The sequence below is a fragment of the Actinorectispora metalli genome (genome assembly GCF_056323685.1).
The window spans coordinates 320839-338914 of the sequence record NZ_JBREYE010000002.1 but is presented as its reverse complement, the minus strand read 5'-3'; the positions used below and the strand labels follow the sequence as shown (position 1 = coordinate 338914).

Annotated in this window: 20 protein-coding genes; 7 read left to right on the top strand and 13 right to left on the bottom strand. The window is 68.7% G+C overall.

The window, feature by feature from the left end; all coding sequences use genetic code 11:
• Positions 1 to 161 precede the first annotated feature (161 nt).
• The gene (locus tag ACU6XJ_RS21695) at positions 162 to 653 is read right to left on the bottom strand and encodes a hypothetical protein (protein ID WP_476314722.1); all 492 of its coding nucleotides are present in this window, start codon (positions 651 to 653) and stop codon (positions 162 to 164) included.
• Between the two features lie 187 nt (positions 654 to 840).
• Between ACU6XJ_RS21695 and ACU6XJ_RS21690 the strand changes: the two genes are divergently transcribed.
• Both ACU6XJ_RS21690 and ACU6XJ_RS21685 read left to right on the top strand, forming a co-directional pair.
• Positions 841 to 1278: an Hsp20/alpha crystallin family protein gene (locus ACU6XJ_RS21690; RefSeq protein WP_476314719.1), complete on the top strand. Its 438-nt coding sequence runs from the start codon at positions 841 to 843 to the stop codon at positions 1276 to 1278.
• A gap of 16 nt (positions 1279 to 1294) precedes the next feature.
• The gene (locus tag ACU6XJ_RS21685; protein WP_476314716.1) at positions 1295 to 1606 is read left to right on the top strand and encodes a hypothetical protein; all 312 of its coding nucleotides are present in this window, start codon (positions 1295 to 1297) and stop codon (positions 1604 to 1606) included.
• A 91-nt stretch (positions 1607 to 1697) separates the two neighbouring features.
• Here the strand turns inward: ACU6XJ_RS21685 and ACU6XJ_RS21680 are convergent, their stop codons facing one another.
• Positions 1698 to 2876, bottom strand: a complete 1179-nt coding sequence (locus tag ACU6XJ_RS21680) for an AI-2E family transporter (RefSeq protein WP_476314713.1) — start codon at positions 2874 to 2876, stop codon at positions 1698 to 1700.
• A 155-nt stretch (positions 2877 to 3031) separates the two neighbouring features.
• Here ACU6XJ_RS21680 and ACU6XJ_RS21675 point away from each other — a divergent pair, with 155 nt between their 5' ends.
• Both ACU6XJ_RS21675 and ACU6XJ_RS21670 read left to right on the top strand, forming a co-directional pair.
• Entirely contained in the window at positions 3032 to 3925 is an 894-nt protein-coding gene (locus ACU6XJ_RS21675) for an SDR family oxidoreductase (RefSeq protein ID WP_476314710.1), read from the top strand.
• Positions 3926 to 4124: 199 nt separating this feature from the next.
• Positions 4125 to 4337 carry a hypothetical protein gene (locus ACU6XJ_RS21670; protein ID WP_476314707.1) on the top strand — a complete coding sequence of 71 codons (213 nt, stop codon included), beginning with the start codon at positions 4125 to 4127 and terminating at the stop codon, positions 4335 to 4337.
• Positions 4338 to 4544: 207 nt separating this feature from the next.
• On the opposite strand, the gene ACU6XJ_RS21665 is transcribed toward ACU6XJ_RS21670, so the two are convergent.
• Positions 4545 to 4751 (bottom strand): DUF397 domain-containing protein, encoded by a 207-nt coding sequence (locus ACU6XJ_RS21665; RefSeq protein WP_476314705.1) that lies wholly within the window; start codon positions 4749 to 4751, stop codon positions 4545 to 4547.
• Between the two features lie 204 nt (positions 4752 to 4955).
• On the opposite strand from ACU6XJ_RS21665, the gene ACU6XJ_RS21660 reads away from it, so the two are divergent.
• Complete coding sequence (locus ACU6XJ_RS21660; RefSeq protein WP_476314702.1) at positions 4956 to 5153, top strand: hypothetical protein; 198 nt, start codon at positions 4956 to 4958, stop codon at positions 5151 to 5153.
• Here ACU6XJ_RS21660 and ACU6XJ_RS21655 read toward each other — a convergent pair.
• The 10 genes from ACU6XJ_RS21655 to ACU6XJ_RS21610 all read right to left on the bottom strand — a co-directional run bounded on the left by ACU6XJ_RS21655 (position 5150) and on the right by ACU6XJ_RS21610 (position 14741).
• Entirely contained in the window at positions 5150 to 5836 is a 687-nt protein-coding gene (locus ACU6XJ_RS21655; RefSeq protein WP_476314700.1) for a hypothetical protein, read from the bottom strand. The two genes, ACU6XJ_RS21660 and ACU6XJ_RS21655, sit on opposite strands and share 4 nt — an antisense overlap.
• Positions 5836 to 7122, bottom strand: a complete 1287-nt coding sequence (locus ACU6XJ_RS21650) for an MlaD family protein (RefSeq protein WP_476314697.1) — start codon at positions 7120 to 7122, stop codon at positions 5836 to 5838. The genes ACU6XJ_RS21655 and ACU6XJ_RS21650 overlap by 1 nt, the downstream gene beginning before the upstream one ends.
• Positions 7119 to 8153, bottom strand: a complete 1035-nt coding sequence (locus ACU6XJ_RS21645) for an MCE family protein (protein ID WP_476314694.1) — start codon at positions 8151 to 8153, stop codon at positions 7119 to 7121. The genes ACU6XJ_RS21650 and ACU6XJ_RS21645 overlap by 4 nt, the downstream gene beginning before the upstream one ends.
• Positions 8150 to 9214: an MCE family protein gene (locus ACU6XJ_RS21640; protein WP_476314691.1), complete on the bottom strand. Its 1065-nt coding sequence runs from the start codon at positions 9212 to 9214 to the stop codon at positions 8150 to 8152. Before ACU6XJ_RS21640 ends, ACU6XJ_RS21645 begins: the two co-directional genes overlap by 4 nt.
• The gene (locus tag ACU6XJ_RS21635) at positions 9211 to 10224 is read right to left on the bottom strand and encodes an MCE family protein (RefSeq protein ID WP_476314688.1); all 1014 of its coding nucleotides are present in this window, start codon (positions 10222 to 10224) and stop codon (positions 9211 to 9213) included. The genes ACU6XJ_RS21640 and ACU6XJ_RS21635 overlap by 4 nt, the downstream gene beginning before the upstream one ends.
• Positions 10221 to 11246, bottom strand: a complete 1026-nt coding sequence (locus ACU6XJ_RS21630) for an MCE family protein (protein WP_476314685.1) — start codon at positions 11244 to 11246, stop codon at positions 10221 to 10223. The genes ACU6XJ_RS21635 and ACU6XJ_RS21630 overlap by 4 nt, the downstream gene beginning before the upstream one ends.
• Positions 11243 to 12493, bottom strand: coding sequence for an MCE family protein (locus tag ACU6XJ_RS21625; RefSeq protein ID WP_476314682.1), 1251 nt, complete (start codon positions 12491 to 12493; stop codon positions 11243 to 11245). Before ACU6XJ_RS21625 ends, ACU6XJ_RS21630 begins: the two co-directional genes overlap by 4 nt.
• Positions 12490 to 13320, bottom strand: coding sequence for an MlaE family ABC transporter permease (locus ACU6XJ_RS21620; protein WP_476314679.1), 831 nt, complete (start codon positions 13318 to 13320; stop codon positions 12490 to 12492). Before ACU6XJ_RS21620 ends, ACU6XJ_RS21625 begins: the two co-directional genes overlap by 4 nt.
• 1 nt (position 13321) lies before the next feature.
• Positions 13322 to 14125 (bottom strand): MlaE family ABC transporter permease, encoded by an 804-nt coding sequence (locus ACU6XJ_RS21615; RefSeq protein WP_476314676.1) that lies wholly within the window; start codon positions 14123 to 14125, stop codon positions 13322 to 13324.
• A 196-nt stretch (positions 14126 to 14321) separates the two neighbouring features.
• A complete protein-coding gene (locus ACU6XJ_RS21610; RefSeq protein WP_476314673.1) occupies positions 14322 to 14741 on the bottom strand; it encodes a phage tail protein in 420 nt (139 codons plus the stop codon).
• 199 nt (positions 14742 to 14940) lie between these two features.
• On the opposite strand from ACU6XJ_RS21610, the gene ACU6XJ_RS21605 reads away from it, so the two are divergent.
• Together ACU6XJ_RS21605 and ACU6XJ_RS21600 are read left to right on the top strand one after the other, a co-directional pair.
• Positions 14941 to 17028: a LodA/GoxA family CTQ-dependent oxidase gene (locus ACU6XJ_RS21605; RefSeq protein ID WP_476314670.1), complete on the top strand. Its 2088-nt coding sequence runs from the start codon at positions 14941 to 14943 to the stop codon at positions 17026 to 17028.
• Positions 17018 to 18061, top strand: coding sequence for an NAD(P)/FAD-dependent oxidoreductase (locus ACU6XJ_RS21600; protein ID WP_476314667.1), 1044 nt, complete (start codon positions 17018 to 17020; stop codon positions 18059 to 18061). The genes ACU6XJ_RS21605 and ACU6XJ_RS21600 overlap by 11 nt, the downstream gene beginning before the upstream one ends.
• Positions 18062 to 18076 lie beyond the last annotated feature (15 nt).

The following is an 18076-nucleotide window of genomic DNA, read 5'->3' as shown; positions in this document are numbered from 1 at the left end:
CATCTCCCCCTCAGCCTGCCCCCGTTACGGCGGCTCAATCGACGTTCACCCCCCAAGACGACCAGGGAGACCAGCCGGTTGTCCCCGGCGGGCGGAAACCGCCAGGTTTGCGCAATCCGGGTGGATTCATCGAGGCCAGGGCAACCTGAGCGGATTTCGCTTCACCGCAAAGCTGTGATCCAGCCCGTCTCTCGCAGTATGGCATCGGCCACGTGTTTCGCCTGCGGTTCGGCGTTGACCTGGAAGTCTTCGACGGTCGCCAGAGTCAGGATTCGGTCGAGTTCCACCGCCCGCCGCAGGTGCCGGCGCAAGCCTTCATCGTCGGCGCCGTGACGGTGGACGAGCCGGTCGCGGATCACCGCGGAGGGGGCGGTCAGCCTGCACACGAGGAGGCCGATGCCGAGGGCCTGCGCGTAGCGCTGACGGTCGACTCGGCTTTCCACCACGCCCGCCAGCAGCAGGCGCCGGGCGCCCGCGGCGAGGTAGTTCGCCGCGACGCAGCGCAGGTTGCGCAATTCCAGGCTCAGGTTGAACGGATCGTCCGGCGGACTGGGAAGGCAGCGACTCAGCCAGTCGAGGTCGATCACCGCGTGTGGAACCCCGGTCGCGTCGAGGCGGTCACCCGCGGCCTCGGCGACGGCGGTCTTGCCCACCCCGACGGGCCGGTGATCAGCAGCGCCTGTGCACGGACCACGCCTTGATCATATCGTCTTTCACCCATTCGATGGAGGCCCACAGGGGTTGGCACTCGACGGGCGAGAGTGCTAAAACAGAAGTGAGGCCAAGCGCCGCAGACGTGGATTCATACGCGGGAATGTCATCGAAGGGAGGAGACCCGCGATGTTGATGCGTACTGATCCTTTCCGTGAGCTGGATCGACTTGCTCAGAACATGTTCAACGGCTCGGGCAGCTGGACGAAGCCGGTGGCGATGCCCATGGAGGCCTACCGGATCGGCGACGAGTTCGTGGTGCACTTCGACCTTCCCGGCGTTGACCCGGAGTCGGTGGATGTCGACATCGAACGCAACGTGCTCACCGTCAAGGCCGAGCGCAGGCGCCCCAGCTACGGCGAGAACAGCGAGATCCTGGTGTCCGAGCGCCCGACGGGCGCGTTCAGCCGTCAGCTGTTCCTCGGCGACAGCCTGGACACCGAGCGGATCGACGCGAGCTACGACGCCGGTGTGCTGACGCTGAAGATCCCGGTGGCGGAGGCCGCCAAGCCCCGCAAGATCGCCATCGCCAGCGGGTCCAATGGCCGCAAGGTGATCAACGCCTGACCCGCGGTGATTCACGATGTGCACGGCAAGCGATCCGGGGCTGTCGGCCGCGACCGTCGATGACGTCGACCGGGAGTTCTACGAGCTGATCTGCGCGGATGCCGACCTGCTCCGCCAGGAGTTCGAGTCGATCATCGCGGAGTCGTGGGACGAGCCCCCGACCCGCCCGCGGCCCGGTCCCGGTTCCCCGGGACCGCGGGGCAGGCCACCCTCCCCGGCCGTTCGACACCGACCTGCCCCGCAGGACCGCGGCGACGACCCCGGCTTGGCTCGACAGCGCTCGCCCCCGGTGCCGCGGACGCCGTCAGCACCAGCAGGAAGGTGGTGAGCATCCGACGCACTCGGCCGGGAGGGACAGCCCTCCCCCTTCGCGCCAGGGCCGTCACCGGTTTCCCCCGACCGGTGGCGGCCCTGCGCCGTCAGGCCCGGTCCAGCCGCGGGAAGGTCACCTCCCGCAGGATCAACAGCACCGCGGCCGCGATCGGGATCGCCACCAGCGCGCCGATCACGCCAAGCAGCACGGCGCCCAGTAGCACCGCGACCACGGTCACCAGGTCGGGCACCTTCAGCACCCGGCCGATGATCCTGGGCACCAGCACGTAGTCCTCCAGAAGCTGGTAGACGATGAAGAAGCCGATGGTGGCCAGCGCGACCGGCACCGACACGGTGAAGGCGACCAGCGAGACGATGACCGCCCCCAGGGTGGCGCCGACGACCGGGATGAGGTCCAACAGCGCGACCGTGACGGCCAGCAGCAACGCGTACGGTACGTCGAAGGCCACCAGCCAGAGGAAGGTGACGCTGCCCGCGATCAGCGAGATGATCAGGTTGCCCAGCACGTACCCGCCGACCTTGGCGAAGATCTCGTCCCCCAGCAGGATCACCCGAGGCCTCCGCGAATGCGGCACCAGCCGGTAGAGGCCCTGGCGGATGCGCGGCAGATCGGCGAGGAAGTACACGATCAGCACCAGCACGATCAGGAAGTCCCCAAGCGCACCCAGCACCGCCTGCCCCGCCCCCAGCGCGCCCGCCACCAAACCCTCGGAGCTGCCTTCGACCAACCGCAGCACCTGCTGGTCGACGTGGAACCGTTCGTTGAGCCTGCCCAACGTGGAATTGCTGTCCTGCAACTGCTTGAGGTAACCGGGAAGCTGATCGACAAAGGTGCCCGCCTCGTCGGTGATCACCGGAATGGCCGCGGCGAGAAACCCGCCCACCAACCCCAGCATGCCGACGAACACCGCCGTCACCGCGGCCCAACGCGGCAGTCGCCTGCCCACCAGCCAGGACACCGCGGGCTCCAGCCCGATCGCGATGAACCAGGCCAGTCCGATCAGGATCAGCATGTCCTGAGCCGTGATCACAACCTGGGCCAGCAGATACGTCGCGGCCACCCCGGTCGCGCCCAGCATGCCGATGAAGAACGGCGACCGGTGGTTCAGCGGCTTCCCCGGCTTGCCCAGCGGCCGCTGCGGGGTGCTGATCTCCGCCGCGACGGCCTCGGCCTCGGCGACCGGGCCCTCCTCTTCGCGGTGCGGCTGCCCCACCAGCTCGTGGTGCCCCGCCGCCGCGGACTTCTCGGAGTCGGACCCGCCCATGCCCTGCCCTTCGCCGCCGGAACGCCCCGACAACGGGGCGCGATCATCTTCTACCCGTTCGCGTCCGCCGCCACACCAGGGCCGTGATTGGACCGCCCGCCCGCGGGGAATCGTCAGTTCTGAACACTCCGGTTCGACCAGAGGGAGACACCGCCGTGGCCAAGGACCAGTACACCCGCCAGGACCCGCGCACCCAGTACCGCGGCCCGGAGGAGCAGGCCGCACAGAGCCAGCACACGCCCGGCGAGGACGACAGGATGGGCCCGAAGCCCGACCACGGCGAGGACACCTACCGCGGCAGCGGCAGGCTGGACGGCAGCGTCGCGGTGATCACCGGCGGCGACTCCGGCATCGGCCGCGCGGTGGCGCTGGCCTTCGCTCGCGAGGGCGCCGACGTGGTGATCTCCCACCTGGAAGAGGAACAGTTTGACGCCGACAGCACCCTGGAGCTGATCACTCAGGCAGGCCGCCGCGGGGTCGCTATCCCCGGCGACATCCGCTCCGAGGAGCACTGCCACACCATCATCGACCGGGCGGTCGCGGAGTTCGGCCGGGTCGACATCCTCGTCAACAACGCCGCCTACCAGATGGCGCAGGACAGCATCCTGGACATCACCACCGAGCAGCTGGACCGGGTGTTCAAGACCAACATCTACGCCATGTTCTGGCTCTGCCAAGCCGCCATCCCGCACATGACCCCGGGCGCCTGCATCATCAACAGCACCTCCATCCAGAACACCCAGCCCTCCCCCGAACTGATGGACTACGCCTCCACCAAGGCCGCGATCGTCAACTTCACCAAGGGCCTGTCCTCGGAACTGATCGACCGAGGCATCCGAGTCAACGCGGTCGCGCCCGGCCCGGTCTGGACCCCCCTGATCCCCGCCACCATGCCCGCCGAAAAGGTCGACTCCTTCGGCGCCCAAACCCCCATCGGCCGCGCCGCCCAACCCGCCGAACTGGCCCCCGCCTACGTCTTCCTCGCCTCCCAGGAATCCAGCTACATCACCGGAGAGGTAATCGCAGTAACAGGCGGCCAGTTCTTCTGAGCCTCGCCCGGCATGCCATGCCTTGGCACAGATCCTCAAGGCGATGGCACTCAGGCACAACGACATCGGCCCCGACGCGACCCAGAATCGGAGTGATGGAAGACGCCGATTCGTGATGAGGGGAGAACACATCATGCGCATGCGACGCGCGCTGGTAGGAGCGGTCTTGGGGGGCACGCTCGCCGTTGGGGGCACGGCTATGACGGCCCAGGCAGCCGAGGCGGCACCGTCGCCGACGGTCTCGGCCGGCGAGACGAACGTCGAGATCATGGCCAGCTGGCACTTCTACCGCGCCTACTGGTCCAAGGCGGCATGTATCACTGAGGGCGACGCTCTCGGCGGCACCTACAAGTGCGAGTACAAGCGGGGCAACGACGGCAGGATGAAGTGGTTCCTGTACCGCTGGTACTAGAGCAGGCAGGCGAAGTAGAGGTTTGCGCCCTGGCCCATCCGCGACACTGTTGGGATAGTGCGTCCGACGTCTACAAGCCGACGTAACACCTGTGGCAGCCGGGCCCGTACGGAGCGTTCGCCGACGCATCCATACGGGCCCTGCTGCACTTCGGAGTCGACCGCCCAGCGGGCTGCCCGCTCATGAAGCTGCTAGCGCCGAGTTTGGTCAGACCGCGCCGAGCTCATCCGTCTTGATCGCGTTCAGAAACACGTCGAAGGCGGTTGCGGGAACCGCGATGTAGCCGCCATCGCGGTGTTTGGTATCGCGAACAGCAGCGCAACCCGCTGTTCTTGCGACTTCGACACATTGTCCGTTGCCATCGCTGCGGCTGCTCCTGATCCACCGCGCTCGCGCGAACTCTTGGCTGATCATGTTCGCCCCTTCACGCGTATTCCTGAGCCAGCTGAAGCAGCAACCTCCTCGACGCTTCAGGGCCGAGTGCTGCCGCTGTCACATGGCCCCACAACCTGTTGTACGAGTCCACTGTCTCAGGCTCATCGAGGGGGCGGTCGTCAATGAACTACCACCCACTACCGGGTAGTGGTCTGCGGCCAAGGACCGGTAAGGGGTTAAGGCATGGGGAAGCACAGCCTGCCGCCCCAGCCGGACGAGCACCCGGATGTGGTCACGGTGGCCGAGTTGCTGGAGCGCGCCGTCCGGGAGGGTGGGTCGATTCGGCTCAACTGGCGGGCGGACGACCTCGACGCACAGGGCCTTGCGCCCGTGGATATGGAGCAGTGGCCGACCGGGGAGATACCGGTTCAGGAGCCTTAGATGAGCTTTACGTCGTCGAGCTTCCAGGTGTTGTCCTGGTGGCGCAGGGTGATTTGCATGCGGTTGCGGTCCTCGCGGGGTTGGGGGCTGTTGGAGTTGGTGACCGTCTGGTCTACGAAGAGGACGACGGTGGCCTGTTCGTCGTCGGCGGCGACCAGGCCTGCGGTGACGACCTTGCCCTTGGAGACGGCCTGATATTGGGTGATCAGCTTGCCGAGGTTGTCGCTGACTTCCTTGTACTGCTTGGCGAAGCCTTCGGTGGAGTTGGCGCTGACCTTGGTGAAGTTGGTGCCGATGTCGCGGTAGTCGTAGGTGGAGAGGTCCAGGCCGAATCGGGTAGCGGCTTCCACGGCCTCGGTGCGGCGTTGGTCGGCGACCCGGCTTTGGTAGACCTGCCAGCCGAGGAAGGCGATGCCCGCCAGCAGCAGCGCCACGACGGCGATGGCGAGCAGGCGCCGCGGCGCGCGGGGGAACCGTCGTCGGGGGATCGCGGGCGTTGCTTCAGGTTTCTCACTCGCTGCGGGCTCGGCGTCGGCTGGCGCGTTCGTCACCGGTTCGGTGTTGGCCTGCGCGTCCGGGGTTGGCTCGGTGTCGGCTGCCGCAGCCGGCTTGGGGGTGTCGTTCTCGTCCGGCTCCGGGGGGTCGGAGAGTTCGGTGTCGAGGCTGTTGACCGTCCGAGGCATCACTTCACTCCCTGCAGGTAGATCGAGTACCAGGACTTGCTGCCGAGGGTGGCGGACTGGCCGCCGGTGACGTTGACCGTTGCCCTGCTCCGCACCTCCCCCGTCTTGGGGTCGTGCAGGACGATCTCGGCTGGGCCGGGGTCGGCTTCGGCGGGTGGGCGGGGGGCGCCTGCGGCGTTGCGCATGGCTACGCCTGCGCGGAGGCCGCTGTCGCAGGCGGCGTTCAGGTTGGGGTCGCGGGAGGTGGTGTCGGTGGCGGGTCTGCGGGTTGTGTCGTAGGCGCAGGCCGGGCCGAGGGTGGTCACGAAGTCGATGCGCAGTTTGCCGTCGCGGACGGCGCCTGCCAGCTTGTTCAGGGAGCCGGGGAGTTCCTTGAGCGTTTCGCGCAGGGCCGGGGTGCGGACCGCGACGATCTGGGCGGTGGTCGTGGTGTTGGCCATGAGGAGGGCTATGTCGGGCTGGCTCTTCTCCAGCAGAGGGGTGAGCCGCTCGGTCAGTGTCGGGCCAGTGTCCAGAATGGAGCGCACGCTGTTGTCCTTGGCGCGTACTCGGTCGGTCAGGGCGCGGATGTTGGCGGAGACCTGGGGCAGCTTGTCGGTGTAGGTGAGCAGGCCGGGGTCCTGCGGGGCGCCTAAGAGCTTTTCGCCGTTGCGGGACAGGGCGGCGAGTCTTGGGGAGATCTCGCGCAGCATGGGGACCACGGCGGCGGAGTCGTCCACCAGGCGGCGGAGGTCTTCGCCGCTGGTGCCCAAGGCGGTGCCGAGTTCGTTGCTGATGGTGCGCAGGTCGGCGGGGTCGATGGTGTCCGACATGCGCATCAGGTGGGCCAGCACTGTTTCCATCGGCAGCGGTCTGGCGGACTGCTCGGCGGGGATTACCGCGCCCGCGGCGAGGTAAGGGCCCTGGTCGGTGTCCGGTTCGAGGTCCAGGTGCTGGAGTGCCAGCGGGGTGCGTTGGGTGACGACAGCTTTGGCGCTGGCCGGAATGGGGATGCCGTCGTCCAGCAGCATCCGGACGGTGACGCCGCTGCCGTCGGGGTGCAGCCGCACTTCTTCGACTCGGCCGACCTGTCTGCCGCGGTAGTTGACCTGCGCCTGGGAGCCCAGGCCGCCGCCGTCCGGCATTTCGGCGGTGATCTCGTAGCGGCCGGTGAACAGACTGGCGCCGACGACCTCGACGCCGATGAAGCCGGCGCAGGCCAGGCCGATCGCGGCTAGCAGGGCCAGGCGGATCGTCATGCGGTTGCGGTGGAGGAAGGGCTCCTGCTCCAGGTGTTTGCCGCTCATCGGGTGCCTCCCTCGAGCAGGCCGCCAACGCCGTTGGCCGCGGGTGGGGTGGTTCCGCCACTGACGAGCGGCAGCAGCTTTTTGAGGTCGACGGCGGCTTTGATGTTGAAGTAGTCGCCCGCGTTGTCGGTGCGCAGTGAGTCGGTCATCAGGCCGATGGAGTCCAGGGTGGCGCCGAGGCGGGAGTCGAAGTTCTGCATGCCGTCCAGAACCGGGCGCACGTTGCGGAGGATGTGGTCGATGTTGTCGCCGCCTGCGGTGACCGTCTTCGTTGTGGTCTCCGAGAGGCTTGTGACGTTGGTCAGCAGGCGGTGGAATTCCTGGCTTTGGCTGCGGAGGACGTCGACGGCGGGGCCGATTCTGGTGAAGGCGTCGGCCAGCGTCTGCTTGTCCTGCGCCATCGCGGCCGAGGTGCCGCCCAGGGCGTCGAGGGTGCGGGCGATGTCGCGTTTGTGGCTGTCCAGGGACACGGCGAGGGTGTTCATGCGGGCCAGCAGGTCGCGGACGTTTTGCTCACGGCCGCCTAGGGCGGTGTTGAGTTCGGTGACGATCGTCTGGATTTGGTCGAAGCCGTTGCCGCCGACCAGGCCACCGAGTGCGGCCAGTGTGGTCTCCACATCGGGGCCACGGGTGGTGGACTGCTGCTCGATGGTGTCGTCGGCACCCAGGCGCGGGCCGCCGGGGTCCTTGGCGGGTGGCTTCAGCGCCACGTACTCCTCGCCGAGGACGCTGGACATCTCCAGGCTGGCCGCGGTGCCACGGGGCAGCACGACGTCCTCGCCGATGTCCATCACGACCCTGGCCGTGAAGCCTGAGGTTTCCAGGTCCACCACGCGGCCGACCACGGCTTGGCCGATGCGCACCTGGCCGCCTTCGGGGAGGCCGTTGGCGTCGGGGAACACGGCGGTCAGGCGGTAACTCGGGCCGGAGAGGACTTCGCCGACAGGGAGGTTCTGCAGGCGCAGCGCTCCGCAGCCGGTGGTGGACAGGGCCGCGGCGAGCAGCACGGCGAGTGCGGGTACGCGCTTCACTTTCCTCCTCCGAGGACGGCGTCGAGCGGGTTGGGCGACGGGGATGGCAGCGCGATGGCGAAGGCGTTGCACAGCGGCACCGGTAGCTGCCCGCACAGCTTTCTGGTGGTGTCGAACTGGGTGATCTGGGTGCTCGGACTGAACCGCAGGCGCAGCGCCCCGTCCTCAGAGATGGATCGCTGTTGGTTTTGCGCCAGCAGGGGCAGGGTGTTCAGGATTTCCTTGAGCTGCTCCTGCTTGGCGGTCAAGGTGGTGGTTGTTTTGGCGAGGTTCGCCAGGTCCACGCCGAGGGCGTCGCCGTGTTTGTTCACCAGAGCGGTCACCTCGGCCAGCACGGTGGCCAGGTTTTCGATGGTCACGCCGATGGTCTGTTGCTCGACACGGAGGTCGGCGGCGCCCCGGTTGATGCCGTCGGCCAGCGAGTTCACCGTGGAGCGGTTCTTGGTGAGCGTGGCGACCAGGGTGTCGAGGTCGCCGACGAGTTTGGTGATGTCCTGTGCCGAGCCTGCGGTGACCTGGCTGACCTGGCCGAGGCCTTGGATGGTGTCGCGGATCTTCGCGCCGTTGCCGTTGAGTTGCGCGGCGGTGTCTTTCAGAGCGGTGCCCAGGGTGCCGTCGGCGCCGAACTTCCCGTCCGGGCCGAGTTCGCGCAGCACCTCGTCCACCGAGGACATCAGGCGGTCCCATTTCATCGGTGAGTGGGTCCGCTCGACGGGGATGGTGCCGGTGAGTTCTGGGTCGCCCGGGCGGTAGGCGGGGCCGAGTTCGATGAAGTAGTCGCTGATCAGCTCGGGGCTCATCACCCACGCCTGGGCATTCGCGGGCACCTTGGTGTCGGCGGGCATCCGCATGGTCACCCTGACGACCTTGCCTGCGGGGGTCACGTCGGTGACGGTGCCGACGGGAACGCCCAGGATGCTGACGCGGATGCCGGGGAAGACGTTGTCGGCGCCCGCGAACTCGGCGGTGACCGTGCGGTAGCCGGTCGGCCAGAACGCGGCGAAGGAGAGCACGCCGAGCAGTGCGACCAGCAGCAGCGCCCCGCCTCTTCGGATCGTCATGAGCACCCCTTGATCAGGCCGGCCTGGCAGAGCATGTTGTCGGAGATCAACGCCGTTGGCGCGGAGCCGTCGGCCCACGGGCCGTTGCCGCTGACGTTCGTCATCAGGCGGGAGAACGGGGCTAGCTGGGTGAGGGTGTCGCCGAGTTGGCCGTCGCTGCGCTGGAGCGTGGCGGTGAGCGAGTGCAGCTTGTCCAGCAGCGGGTTGATCGTCTCGGTGTTGGCCTTGAACAGGGTCCTGACCTGTGTGGACAGTCCGGAAAGCTGGGTGAGCAGGGTGCGGATGACCTCGCGGCGGTCGTTGAGCATGCGCACCACCAGGTCGGCGTCGCCGAGCAGCGCGACGAGGGTGTCCTGTTGGTCGACCAGCGCCGAGGTCACCTGCTGAGTGCCATGCAGCAGGCCTTTGAGCTGTTCGGAGCGTTCACCGAGGGCGGTGGAGACCGCGGCCAGGCCGGTCAGGGTCTGCCCGGTCAGATCGGGGTCGGGCAGGTTCTGGTGCAGGGTGGCGATCATGGCGCGGAGCGCGTCGATGTCCAGTTCGGCCTGGCCCTGGTCGGTGGCGGCGCGGGCGAGGTCGTCGAGGGTGAACGGCACCGAGGTGCGGGCCAGTGGGATCGTCGCACCGCCGCGCATCATGACGCTGCCCGCGGGTTTCACGTCCAGGTAGCGCTTGCCCAAGACGGTCTGCACCTTCACGCCTGCCCTGGACTCGTCGCCCAACTCGCGGTCGGTGTCCAGGCGGAAGTGCACCAGGACGCGGTCGCCCGCAAGCTCGACCTTGGTGACGCGGCCGGAGCGGACGCCCGCTAGGTAGACCTGGTCGTCGGTCTGGAGGCCGGAGGCGTTGGCGAACTCGGCTCGGTAGGTGTTGGTGCCGGTGTAGAAGACCAGTTGGGGCAGCACCACGGCCATCGCCAGGAACACGGTGAACACCGCCAGCCCGGCCAAGCCCATCCGGAAGACGTCCCGCTCCTGGAAGGTGCGTTTGCGGTCCAGTAGGGAGCTCATCGGCACACCTCCGACTGGGCTTTGCCGCCGGGGGTGAGGGTGCGGCCGCTGGGGGTGGTGATGGTGAGGTTGCAGATGTAGATGTTCATCCACGATCCGTAGTCGATCTTGCGGTTGACGCCGCGGAGGAGCTCGGGGAGGTCGCGCAGGCCCTTTTCGATCTTGTCCTGGTTGGCGAGCAGTGCGGCGGTGGTGGTGTCGAGGCCGCGGAGGTCGGCGTCGACCTGGGGGCGGATGCGGCCGAGCAGGCCGTTGAGTTCGGTGGTGAGCTTGCTGGTGCTGTCGATCGCGGTGCCGATCTGCTCGCGCTGGTCGGCCGCGCTCCTTGTCAGCGCCTCCAGGCCGGTGACCAGTTGTTTGAGGTCCTCGCGGTATTCGGCGGTGGTGCCGACGACGGTGTTGAGGTTCGCGACCAGGTCGCCAATCACCTTGTCCTTGCCGCCCAGGGTGGTGGTCAGCGAGGCGACGTGGGTCATCAGCGACTGGATGGTGCCGCCCTCGCCTTGGAACACGGCGACGATGCGGCCTGCCAACTGGTTGACCTGGCCGCGGTCGATCGAGTTGAACAGCGGCTTGAAGCCGTTGAGCAGGTCGGTGAGGTCCAGTGCGGGTCTGGTGCGGGACAGCGGGATCGTGGCGCCCTCGGGCAGCGGGCCCTCGGTGTCCTCGCGGGGTGCGGTGATGGCGATGTAGCGCGCGCCGAGCATGTCGGCGTAACGCACCGCGGCGCCCGCTCTGGCCGGAATCCGCTGGCCTGCGTCGATCTCGAATTCCACCGTCGGGTGGCTGCCGGTCAGCGCCACCTCGGTGACGCGGCCGACCCTGATCCCGGCGATGCGCACGTCGCTGCCTTCGCCGAGGCCCATCACATCGGTGAATTCCGCCCGGTAGTCCCGTGTGGACGGGGCGACCGGCTGGCTCAGGGTCTGCCAGACGATCAGGCCGGACAGCGCGGAGACGAGGGTGAAGACGGTGAGCTTGAGCAGTGTCGCGGTGGGCAGTGGCCTGCGGTCGCCTCTCATCGGGTCACCACCTGGGAGCCGCGGGCCAGCGGGCCGAGCACGGTGCCGAGCAGACCCGCGGTCTTGCGCCGCGGGTCGCCGGTGCCTGGGGTCATCCGGTCGCCGATGGTGCCAAGGGCGGCCTGTTCCTGGGCGCTGCCCACCGGTCCGCTGGTGCCGCCGGTGGGCACCACCTGGTCGTATTTGGCGCCGCCTGGGCAGTCCGGGCCCGCCGCGCCTTCGTAGCGGGGGCAGTCCTGGCTGCCGTAGGGCGCGGTCTTCTTGATGGTGAACTTGGTGTCGGCGTTGCTGGCCTGCTCCAGGTTGCCGAGGAAGACACCCCAGCTCCCAAGCCAGTTGCCCAGCGCGTCGACCATGGCGGGCACCTGCTTTGGCTGTTCGGCCAGCGCCGCGGTGAGGGGATCGGCGTAGCCGACCAGGTGGATCATCCGATCGGCGTTGTCCTTGGCCAGCGCGTTGCCGATGCCGGTCAGACCGACGCCGCCCGCGAAGAGCCGCACGACGTTCTCCTTCCTCTCCGCCACCGTGCCCGACAGTTCGGCGGCGTTGCCCAGGGTCTGGACCAGGTCGGGCGCGGATTTGGCCAGCCGCTCGGTCAGCGTCGCCGTCGGACCCAGGAGGTCCACGGTGGACTCGACTTTGGGCTGCCAGAACCGGCCGAGGCGGTCGAGTTCGTCGATGGTGGTGCCGAGCTTTTCGCCGTTGCCTCGCAAGGCCTTGGCCAGTGCGGTCAGCGCGGCGGTGAGCTGTCCCGGCTCGATGGCCGCGACGATGCCCGCCAGCCTGTTGAACGCGTCGTAGAACTGCACGGTCTTGGTCGAGGTGTCGGCGAGCAGCACCGCGCCGGAGCCGAGGCGTCCGCCCTCGGCGGTGGTGTCGCCGACGAGGTCGATGTAGGTGTCGCCGAACAGGGTGCGCGGCATGATGCGGGTCTTGACGTCCCGGCCGATCGCGCCCGCGTGGGTGTCCTTGATGGACATGGTGACCCGGCTGGTGTGCGGATTCGGGTCGACCTTGATGACGGTGCCGACGGCGACGCCCTTGTACTGCACCACCGACAGCGGTTTCACCGGGCCCGCCGCGGACGGCAGGACGGTGGTGACCGTGGGGTCGGTGAGCAGGGACAGCCCGCGGATACCGACGACCGCGAGGCCGACGGCCAGCAGCAGGGCGGCAGCGATGACGCCGCGTCTGCGCAGCACGCGGTGCGGCAGCGCGCCCTCGGTGAGCGCCTCGTGCGGCATCATGATGCCCCCATTCCCGGGACCTGCTGGTCCACTCCCCAAAACAGCAGCGTGAGCACCATGTCGGCGACCATGATCGCGACGAGGCTGGTGCGCAGCGCCCGTCCCGCCGCGCGGCCGACGCCTGCGGGGCCGCCGCCCGCGTGGAAGCCGTAGTAGCAGTGCACCAAGGTGATGATCACCGCCAGGACCAGTGCCTTGACCAGCGAGTAGACGATGTCGATGCCGGGCAGGAAGAGGTGGAAGTAGTAGTCGTAGGTGCCCGCCGACTGCCCGTTGAGGGTCACCACAACGAACTTGGTGGACACGAACGAGGCGAACAGCCCCACCAGGTACAGCGGGATGACCGCGAGCAGCGCGGCGAGGATGCGGGTGGTGACCAGGAACGGCAGCGATGGCACCGCCATCGTCTCCAGCGCGTCGATCTCGTCGCCGATGCGCATGGCGCCGAGTTGGGCGGTGAAGCCGGTGCCGACCTTGGCGGCCAGCGCCACGCTCGCCACGATCGGCGCCAGTTCCCTGGTGTTGGCCAGCGAGGACACCACACCGGAGATGGGTGAGAGGCTGACCAGGTCCAAGCCCCGAAAGCCCTCCAGTCCGATCTGTGAGCCGGAGGCGAAGGACAGGGCGAAGACCACGCCGACGGTGCCGCCCAGCGAGATCAGCGCGGCGCTGCCGAAGCCGATCTCGTTGACCAGCTTGACGACCTCTTTCCAGTAGGAGCGCAACGTGTGCGGGATGGAGGCGAGCGCGCGGGCGTAGAAGGTGGCCTGCGCGCCGATCTCGGCGACGGCCCGCGAGAGGGTGGAGGGGTTGTTGGTGTGCGCCATGTCAGTACGTTCCCTGCGCCGGGCTGAACAGTTCGTATAGCTGGCTGATCCCCACGTTGGCGGCGAAGACCAGGACGAAGGAGAGGACGACGGCCTCGTTGACGGCCTGGCCGACGCCGCCGGGTCCGCCCTTGGCGGTGAGTCCGCGGTGGCAGGCCACGATCGCGGCCAGCAGCCCGAAGGTGCCCGCTTTGATCTCGGAGACGGCGAAGTCGGCCGAGCGGGCGAAGCGCGTCATGGTTTCCAGGAACGCGCCCGCGGTCACGTCGAAGAAGCCGACCTGGAAGACGAAGCTGACCCCGATGCCGACGACCATCACCAGCGCGTCCAGCAGCAGCGTGACCGCGACGGCGGCGAACACCCTGGGCAGCACCAGTCGCTCGATCGGGGAGATGCCCATGACCTGGAGGGCGTCGGTTTCCTCGCGGATCTTGCGGGCGCCGAGGTCGGCGCACATCGCCGAGCCGCCGACGCCTGCGATCATCAACGCGCACACCATGGGCGCGGCCTGCCCGACGACGACCAGCGCGGTGATCGCGCCGCCGTATGCCTGCGCGCCAAGCTGGGTCATCGGGGCGCCGATGCCTACCGACACCACCACGCCGAGCGGCACCATGACCAGCAGCGCGGGCAGCGTGGTCACGCTCGCCAGGAACCAGGTCTGCTCGACCGCGTCCCGCACGTCGACCCGGCGCCGGAGCACGGCCCGGACCAGTTCGAAGAGGGTGTCCAGGGTGAACGCCCACAGCTGCCCGACCGGTGCCACCGCGGGCGACACCGTCGTGCGAATACTCGAAGTGCGCATTGCTCTCCCGCAGGCATTCCGCTTGGTCGTCGGGACGACGACGTGACGGTCACCACCGGAAACGAGCCCCGGTGGCGGCGGGTTACCTGCGAGTCGCGGGCGCTGGTGTGATTATGTCGATGTGAAAACGGGCGTAACCAAACTGGCCTGTACCGAGTTGTCGCGTCCGGAACCGGTGGCCGGATTGTGCGCGAAATTATTCCAGGTGCAGCTCTTCGTAGGCGATGACCAGCTTCTCGGTGAGCACCGCGGTGTCCCTCGCCCTGAGCGTTGCGACCTCCAGGCTCTTCGGCCACGCGTTCACCAGCCGGTATCGCTTGAGCGGGCTGCCGTCGGACTCGTAGATGGTGATCGCACCACCCTTGCGTCCGATTTCCAGCTTTCCGGCGAAGGCTTCCTTGACCCATTTCTCGAAGCTGGTGTCCTGGGTGAGCGAGCGGGTCACGGTGACCTCACCCGCTTTGGGCCTGCCGGGCAGCTTCTTCACCACGTAGGTGCCGTCCGCATTGGCCTGCTTGACCTCGATGACGTCGTGTTCCACTTTCAGGCCGGTGATCTCGGTGATGCCCGCGATGGGCACACCGTCGATCTCGAGGCCGATACGGTATTCGCTCAACTGGTCCCCCCTTGTCGCCGAAACGCGCCCCAGCCAGATAAGCACACCGAGGTCACGAATGTGAGCGGGAACCGCGCCTGTCAGCTTTCGGTAATTTTTGGCGGTTCGAGGCAACTCTTGGGGGGTTTCCCACGTTCTGATTAGGACGGCGTGGGGACGCCGTCGCTCCGGGGGAGCCATTTCAGGGGGAGTTCGTTTCATGGCGATAACGCACGTAAGAATCCATCCGGCGATCGGTATCGCCCGTATGGGCAACAGCCCGGACCAGTTTTTCGTCGGCCCCGAAACGGCGGATGAGCCCGCAGCGCCCAACGGCGGCTACAAGGACGGGCAGGGCCGGATCAAAAGGCAGGCGGCACGTTTCCGGGTCTTCGCCTACCACGATGACGGCACCGCGCCCACCGAGCTCACCGAGGCAGGCGCCGACATCACCTGGCGGGTTCAGCTGGGCAACCGGAAGGCGTGGGTGGTCAACGACGAGCTCACCCCGGAGGAGCGGGAGCGGCTGGTCATCCAGACCCCCAAGGCCGCCTTGAGCGGAACCGGGGCGCGGGTGGTCCTCAACGGCGACATCCAGTTCCCTAACAGCAACCGGGTGCAGGTCAAGCTGGGCGAGGCGCGGACAGAGGCCAGCGGCAGGCTGCTGGTGCTCGGGGGCCACGGTCGCTCGGAGTCGCCCACCGGGCAGCCGCTGACGGGTCTGCACAGCCGTGGCTGGTTCGACGACAGCTCCGACGGTTCGATCGAGGCCACCGTGCGGGTCAACGGCCGGGACTACGAGGCCGCGCCCGCGTGGGTGGTGACCGGTCCGCCCAAGTTCGCGCCGCCGGTGCCGCCCGCCATGCCGCTGTACGAGACGCTGCGCGCCTATTACATCGCCAGCGGCGCATTCGGCCAGCGGGTGCCGGACCCGACCGAGTTCCGCAGGCACGTGCTGCCGATCCTGGCCTCGGGCACCGAGGCACGGGGCGTCCACCGCGGCGCCGGGTCGGCGCACCACACGATCGACCCGTCGCTGTACCCGCTGAGCCCCGAAGCCCGCACCGCGGTGTACGACAAGCTGCGTAGGCAGGGCGGCACCATGCCGCCCATCGCGGGCGACCTCACCGACGCCCAGTACGAGATGATGAAGCGCTGGCGGGACGGCCAGTTCATCGACGACTGGGCGGGCGGTCCGGTTCCCCTGCCGTTGACGCCCGCGGAACTCGACCGAGGGCCGCTGAGCCACAGCATCGGCGCCTCGCTGTCACCGGGCATCGAGGTCGGCAGGTTCGTGGAGTCGGCGATCCAGATCTGGCAGGAGGCGTACCGGTTCAACATCGCGCAGGTGCGGCCGGGCGATGTCACGGGCCACAGCTATGAGTCTGGCGTCCTGTCCTTGCCGTGGCAGGCCGACTTCTACGCCTGCGGCGAGTACTGGTGGCCATCGCACCGACCCGGCCAGACGATTCCGGTGGGCACCGGCACCTACCGGGAGTGGATGGCAGGCATCAACACCATGGAGCAGATGGTCACGCAGTGGCACACCCGTGGCTTCGTGGTGCGCCGGGGCCGGGACCTGGTGGAGGTCGGCCGCCGCAACGTTCCGTTCGCGGTGCCCGAGCCGGTGCTGGCCGCGGCGGGCGTCGGGGCCGGGGACACGGAGTCCAGGTCGTTCCTGGAGATGTTCACCGACATCGCCAACGCCGATGTGGTCACCACCGCGGGCAGCACGGTGGCGGCGGGCCGGCAGGACTCCATCCCGTTCCAGCTGTCCGACGCCGACCACGCCTTCGACGCCGTGCTGGCCTCGCCGGAGGCCGGCAGGCTCGACTTCCGGCTGATCAGCCCGCTGGGCCACGAGATCACGCCCGAAGTGGTCCGGGATGGCGTGACGCAGTTGGCGCACGAGCAGGTGCGGTACTACCGCGTGCGGCTTCCCGTGGACCTGGTGCCGCACCGTGTCTCGCACTACGGGCAGTGGCGGCTGCAGGTGCGGCTGGCCGATGACGGGCAGCCGGTGGCCTACCGCGTGCAGGTGCACTGCTGGTCGGAGATCTCGCTGCGCGCCACCACCGCGGGCGACGGCGGCCTGGAGGTGACCGTGGTGCACGGCGGCGACCTGCGCGGCGAGAACCTCGTGGAGCAGTTGGGCGACGGCCTGGTGCGGGTGGTCGCGCACGGCGTGAGCACCGGTGGGGTGCCGTTCCAGCGGGAGTTCACCCACCACGTCGGCAGCGCCGTGCCCGCCAACGGCAGGGCCGCGATCGGGGTCGGCAGGCTGATCGGTTCGGGGCATGCGGCCTGATCCGGAGGTAGTGGTGGTCGGTGGCGGTCCCGCGGGGGCCGCCACCGCCCTGGCCGCCGCCGGTCGGGGTCACCGCGTCACGCTCGTCATCGGCAGCACCCGCAGGCCGCAGGAGCACGGGGAGGTGCTCAAGGCCGAGGCGGGCATCGCGTTGCGGCGCCTGGGGGTCTGGTCCGAGTTCACCGCCCTCGGCCTGCCCCGCAACGACGCCGTGCTCTCGGCGTGGGGGTCGGCGGAGGTGGTGGAGAACCCGAGCGTGGCCAACCCGTTCGGCGGCGGTTGGCGCATCGACCGCGTGCGGTTCGACGCGATGCTGCTGGACCGGGCGCGGGCCGCGGGCGTGGCCTTCGCCCACGGCGCGGTGACCGAAGCCCGCGCCGAGGAGGGCGGCTGGCTGGTGCGGCTGCACACCGGTGAGGACCTGCGCGGCAGGCTGCTGGTGGACGCCACCGGCAGGCGGGCGCTGCTGGCCCGCAAGCTGGGCACCCGGACCCCGACCGACCGGCTGACCGCCGTGCTCCGCCGGTACCGCCGACCGGGGCCGCTGCCGGGCGCGCTCACCGTGGAGTCCACACCGGACGGCTGGTGGTACACGGTGCCCGCGCCGCGGGACGAGGTCGTCGTCGTGCAGATGACCGACGCGGATCTGTGGCGTTCCTCCGCCGCCGAGTGGTCTGACCGCTTGTCCGCCACCGTGCTCGCAGCGCCGCGTTGCGCTGAGGCCCTGCACCCGCCGGTGGTGCGTTCGGCGGTGGGCGCGCGGTCGACGATCGGGCTGCCGGGAACGCTGTCGGTGGGCGACGCCTGCGTGTCCATGGACCCGCTCAGCTCCGACGGCCTGTGCTTCGCCCTGGTCTCGGCCTGCGAGGCGGCGTCGGTGATGGGCGAGATGGTGGAGGGGGATGACACCGCCCGCCAGGCCTACGAGGAGGGCGCCGACCAGGTCCACCAATCGCATCTGGCCCGCCGGGCCGAGGTCTACGCCGCCGAGCCGAGATGGACCGACCACCCGTTCTGGCACCGTCGGAATTGACAAGCGTTGGCCACC

Excerpts from the sequence above, each read along its gene's own strand:
- ACU6XJ_RS21670 (WP_476314707.1), top strand. The coding sequence starts at position 4,125 with ATGACGGCCCAGGCAGCCGAGGCGGCACCGTCGCCGACGGTCTCGGCC.
- ACU6XJ_RS21655 (WP_476314700.1), bottom strand. The coding sequence starts at position 5,836 with ATGCCTCGGACGGTCAACAGCCTCGACACCGAACTCTCCGACCCCCCG.
- ACU6XJ_RS21605 (WP_476314670.1), top strand. The coding sequence starts at position 14,941 with ATGGCGATAACGCACGTAAGAATCCATCCGGCGATCGGTATCGCCCGT.
- ACU6XJ_RS21650 (WP_476314697.1), bottom strand. The coding sequence starts at position 7,122 with ATGAGCGGCAAACACCTGGAGCAGGAGCCCTTCCTCCACCGCAACCGC.
- ACU6XJ_RS21690 (WP_476314719.1), top strand. The coding sequence starts at position 841 with ATGTTGATGCGTACTGATCCTTTCCGTGAGCTGGATCGACTTGCTCAG.
- ACU6XJ_RS21680 (WP_476314713.1), bottom strand. The coding sequence starts at position 2,876 with ATGGGCGGGTCCGACTCCGAGAAGTCCGCGGCGGCGGGGCACCACGAG.
- ACU6XJ_RS21665 (WP_476314705.1), bottom strand. The coding sequence starts at position 4,751 with ATGATCAGCCAAGAGTTCGCGCGAGCGCGGTGGATCAGGAGCAGCCGC.
- ACU6XJ_RS21635 (WP_476314688.1), bottom strand. The coding sequence starts at position 10,224 with ATGAGCTCCCTACTGGACCGCAAACGCACCTTCCAGGAGCGGGACGTC.
- ACU6XJ_RS21640 (WP_476314691.1), bottom strand. The coding sequence starts at position 9,214 with ATGACGATCCGAAGAGGCGGGGCGCTGCTGCTGGTCGCACTGCTCGGC.
- ACU6XJ_RS21685 (WP_476314716.1), top strand. The coding sequence starts at position 1,295 with ATGTGCACGGCAAGCGATCCGGGGCTGTCGGCCGCGACCGTCGATGAC.
- ACU6XJ_RS21600 (WP_476314667.1), top strand. The coding sequence starts at position 17,018 with ATGCGGCCTGATCCGGAGGTAGTGGTGGTCGGTGGCGGTCCCGCGGGG.
- ACU6XJ_RS21620 (WP_476314679.1), bottom strand. The coding sequence starts at position 13,320 with ATGGCGCACACCAACAACCCCTCCACCCTCTCGCGGGCCGTCGCCGAG.
- ACU6XJ_RS21625 (WP_476314682.1), bottom strand. The coding sequence starts at position 12,493 with ATGATGCCGCACGAGGCGCTCACCGAGGGCGCGCTGCCGCACCGCGTG.
- ACU6XJ_RS21630 (WP_476314685.1), bottom strand. The coding sequence starts at position 11,246 with ATGAGAGGCGACCGCAGGCCACTGCCCACCGCGACACTGCTCAAGCTC.
- ACU6XJ_RS21660 (WP_476314702.1), top strand. The coding sequence starts at position 4,956 with ATGGGGAAGCACAGCCTGCCGCCCCAGCCGGACGAGCACCCGGATGTG.
- ACU6XJ_RS21615 (WP_476314676.1), bottom strand. The coding sequence starts at position 14,125 with ATGCGCACTTCGAGTATTCGCACGACGGTGTCGCCCGCGGTGGCACCG.